Genomic DNA, 3,340 nt, shown 5'->3' with positions numbered 1-3,340 from the left:
GCACGTCGGACAGGGCCAGCCGCAGCCCCCAGACCGGCCGCGCGCAGCGCGACGCCGTCCACCGTGGTCTCCAGCACGGCCGCGCCCCCGGGATTGCCCACCAGCCGGTTGGCCAACCCCGCCGCGTCCGGGTCCAGCGCCCCCGACCGGGGCACCCCCAGGTGCGCGAGCCCGGCCCGTCCCCGGTCCTGCACCGTCGTCAGCGCCCCCGGCCGCACCACGACCAGGCCGCGCCCTTCCGCGCGGTCCGCGCTCGCGGCGCCCCGCCCGCTCATGGCGCCTCCGTGAAGCGGACCCGCACGCCCGGCTCGAACAGGGCGGCCGGCTCGCGCGACGGGTCCCACAGCACCGCGTCCGTCGTGCCGATCAGCTGCCAGCCGCCGGGGGAGGACCGCGGGTAGACGCCCGCGAACTCGCCCGCGAGCGCCACCGAGCCCGCCGGGACGGCGGTCCGCGGCGTGGCCCGGCGCGGGACGTGCAGATGGGGCGGCAGGCCCGTCAGGTAGCCGAAGCCGGGCGCGAAGCCGCAGAACGCCACCCGGAAGGCCACCGCCCCCATCAGCCGCGGCACCTCCGCCTCCGGCACCGCCCAGTGCCGCGCCACCTCTGCCAGGTCCGGGCCGTCGTAGCGGACCGGGACGTCGACCAGCGGGCCCTCGGCCGGCGCGAGCGGCGGCACCCGCCACCGCGTGATCCGGGCCCCGAGGGCGGCCGGCGCGGCGACGCCGTCCAGCAGGACCGTACGGGCCGCCGGGACGATCTCGGTCACCTCGCCCAGGTCCCCCGCGGCCCGGCGGCGCAGCAGTTCGGCGTGCAGGGCGGCCACCTCGGCGGTCGAGGCCACCTCGACCAGCAGGGCGTGGGCGCCCACCGGCAGGGCCCTCACGCGAACGCCGCCAGCCGGACCCCGGCGTCGGTCAGGGCCCGCCGCACCCGCCCGGCCAGCTCCACGGCGCCCGGGGTGTCGCCGTGCAGGCACAGCGACCGGCCCGCCCCACCCCGGACCAGGGCCAGCGCCTGCGCGACGACCTGGTCCGGGTCGTGCAGCACGGCGCCCGGTTCCCGGCGCGGCACGAGCGTGCCCTCCGGCGTGTACGCGCGGTCCGCGAAGGCCTCCGGCACGGCCGGCAGCCCGGCCTCGGCGGCCGCCGACAGCAGCAGCGAACCGGGCAGGCCCAGCACGGCCAGCCCGCCCGCGTCCCCGCCCGGAGCCCCGCCCGGAGCCCCGCCCGCGGCCCCGCCCGCCGCCGTCCCCTCTGCTTCTGCCCCGGCCCCCGTCCCGCAGGCCAGCCGTACGCCGGCCACCACGGCGGCGGCCTGCTCCGCGTCGTGCACCGTGCGGTTGTACAGCGCGCCGTGCGGTTTCACGTACGACACCCGGGAGCCGGCGGCCCGGGCGAACACCTCCAGCGCCCCGATCTGGTACGCCACCTCCGCCGCGAGCTCCTCCGGCGGCACGTCCATGGCCCGCCGGCCGAATCCCGCCAGGTCCCGGTACGACACCTGCGCCCCGATCCGTACGCCCCGCTCGGCCGCCCACGCGCAGACCCGGCGCATGGTGGCCGGGTCGCCGGCATGGAATCCGCAGGCCACGTTGGCGCTCGTGACCACCGACAGCAGCGCCTCGTCGTCCGTGAGCGTCCACCGCCCGAAGCCCTCGCCCAGGTCGGCGTTCAGGTCGATGACGGATGCGATCATGGATGCCATGGGCCGAGCGTAGCGAGGACCCGCCCGGGCCGTTCCGGGCACCGCCCACGGCACCGCCCGAACCGTGCCGTTTGGGAGGTTGTCACAGGGACCGCCTAATCTCTTCACCGTGACTTTCCCTGCCCCGGCGAAGACCCTTCCGTCCCCGGCGCCGGGCCCGGCCGCCGACGAGGGCCTGGCCCGGCGGCTGCGCGCGCTCGCCTGCACCGCCCCGCTGCACGACCTCGACGCGCGCAAGGCCAACCTCGCCGGGGAGTACGGCGTCTACGCCATGGCGGAGGTCGCGCTCGCCGCGATCGACCTCGTCACGCTCAACATGGACTTCGACACCGGCGCCGACCACGAGCAGATAGTCGCCCGGCTGCTGCCCCGCGTCGCCGCGCAGGCCCCGCGGCGGCCCGCCGCCGAGCACGAGCGGGTGGCCCGCTGGGTCCTGGAGAACCTGATCAACGTCGGCAGCGTGGACCGCGGATTCCGCGCCGTCTACGGCACGTTCGGCCCCGACGGGGAGTACGTCCGGCGGGACTACGACTTCAAGCTGATCGAGGAGGTCCCCGGCTACGGCGGCGCGGTCTACCTGCGCACCACCGACGAGGCGGTCAACGTCCTGGTCGGCGCCCTCGACACGGACGTCACCAGCGCCCAGATCGCCGCCGAGGTGAAGCTGGAGGTGCTGATCAGCCGCGGCCGGCTCGCCGACGCCCAGCTCGCCGCCGAACAGGCCCGCTACCGCACCGTCCAGTACGCCGAGACCCTGCGCCGCACCCTCGACGCCACCCGGCGCAACGTCCGGGCGGTGGACTGGCTCCAGACCGTCCCGGACATGATCGCCGAGGCCCTGGACCACGTCGCCGACCGCTACCGGCACGAGAACGCCATCCTCACCAACATCCGCAAGGCCCGGGACGAGGCCGAGGACGCCGAGCACAAGCGGCGGGCCGCCGAGCTCGTCGACATCGTCAAGGACTGCATCCGGCGCCACACGCAGCTGCAGTCCCGGCTGCTGGAGGCCGGACCGCTGTTCCGCGCCGAGCAGGACCGGCAGGCCTTCGCCGCGCCCGCGTCCCGGGCCGGCATCGACCTGTACGGGCAGCTGGTCGCGCCCCTGCTGCCGCTGCCCGTGGCCCGGGCCCGCCGGGTCACCGACGCCTTCTTCGCCGCCGGCACGGGCCTGCGCACCCCCGTCTCGGTCCGCGTCACCGACCTGGTCGACATACTGCTGACCCCTCCGGCGGAACGGGACCACCTCGGCGTCGAGATGCCCGAGCCGGACCTCATCGCCACGCCGGACGACAGCCGGTTCAGCGAGGAGCAGCTCGCCGCCGCCATGGAGCTGCTGGACCTGCCGCACGACGCGCCGCGCCGGCTGTCCGGACTGCTGGCCGAGGCCCGCCGCAGCGACCCCGACCTGCCGTACCTGGTCGCCCTGCTCGCCGTGCACGCCGCGAGCCCCGCCGTGGGCACCGCGTACCGCCAGGGCGAGGAGCGCCTGCTGTTCGCCGTCGACGACGGCACCGAGCTGGACGACCCCGAGTTCGGCGGCGCCGACCTGATCGTCGGCACGGCCCTGCTGGACGCGGCCGGCATGGCCGCGGCCCGCGCGGAGTCCCCATGACCCCGCCTCCCGCGCCCC

3 protein-coding genes and 1 pseudogene are annotated in these 3,340 nt (G+C 76.9%); 1 reads left to right on the top strand and 3 read right to left on the bottom strand.

Annotation, left to right across the window (positions count from 1 at the left end; all coding sequences use genetic code 11):
• From LG632_RS29780 to LG632_RS29770, 3 genes and pseudogenes are all read right to left on the bottom strand, one after another.
• Nucleotides 1-275, bottom strand: a pseudogene (locus LG632_RS29780) (hypothetical protein); the annotation flags it as partial.
• Complete coding sequence (locus tag LG632_RS29775) at nucleotides 272-886, bottom strand: 5-oxoprolinase subunit B family protein (protein WP_226731041.1); 615 nt, start codon at nucleotides 884-886, stop codon at nucleotides 272-274. The gene LG632_RS29775 and the pseudogene LG632_RS29780, both read right to left, overlap by 4 nt.
• Nucleotides 883-1,698, bottom strand: a complete 816-nt coding sequence (locus tag LG632_RS29770) for a LamB/YcsF family protein (RefSeq protein ID WP_374203641.1) — start codon at nucleotides 1,696-1,698, stop codon at nucleotides 883-885. The genes LG632_RS29775 and LG632_RS29770 overlap by 4 nt, the downstream gene beginning before the upstream one ends.
• A 118-nt stretch (nucleotides 1,699-1,816) precedes the next feature.
• Here LG632_RS29770 and LG632_RS29765 point away from each other — a divergent pair, with 118 nt between their 5' ends.
• The gene (locus tag LG632_RS29765; protein WP_226731039.1) at nucleotides 1,817-3,322 is read left to right on the top strand and encodes a hypothetical protein; all 1,506 of its coding nucleotides are present in this window, start codon (nucleotides 1,817-1,819) and stop codon (nucleotides 3,320-3,322) included.
• Nucleotides 3,323-3,340: the final 18 nt, after the last annotated feature.

The sequence above is a fragment of the Streptomyces antimicrobicus genome, assembly GCF_020532625.1.
GTDB lineage: Bacteria > Actinomycetota > Actinomycetes > Streptomycetales > Streptomycetaceae > Streptomyces > Streptomyces antimicrobicus.
This window is presented reverse-complemented; position numbering and strand designations above follow the sequence as displayed.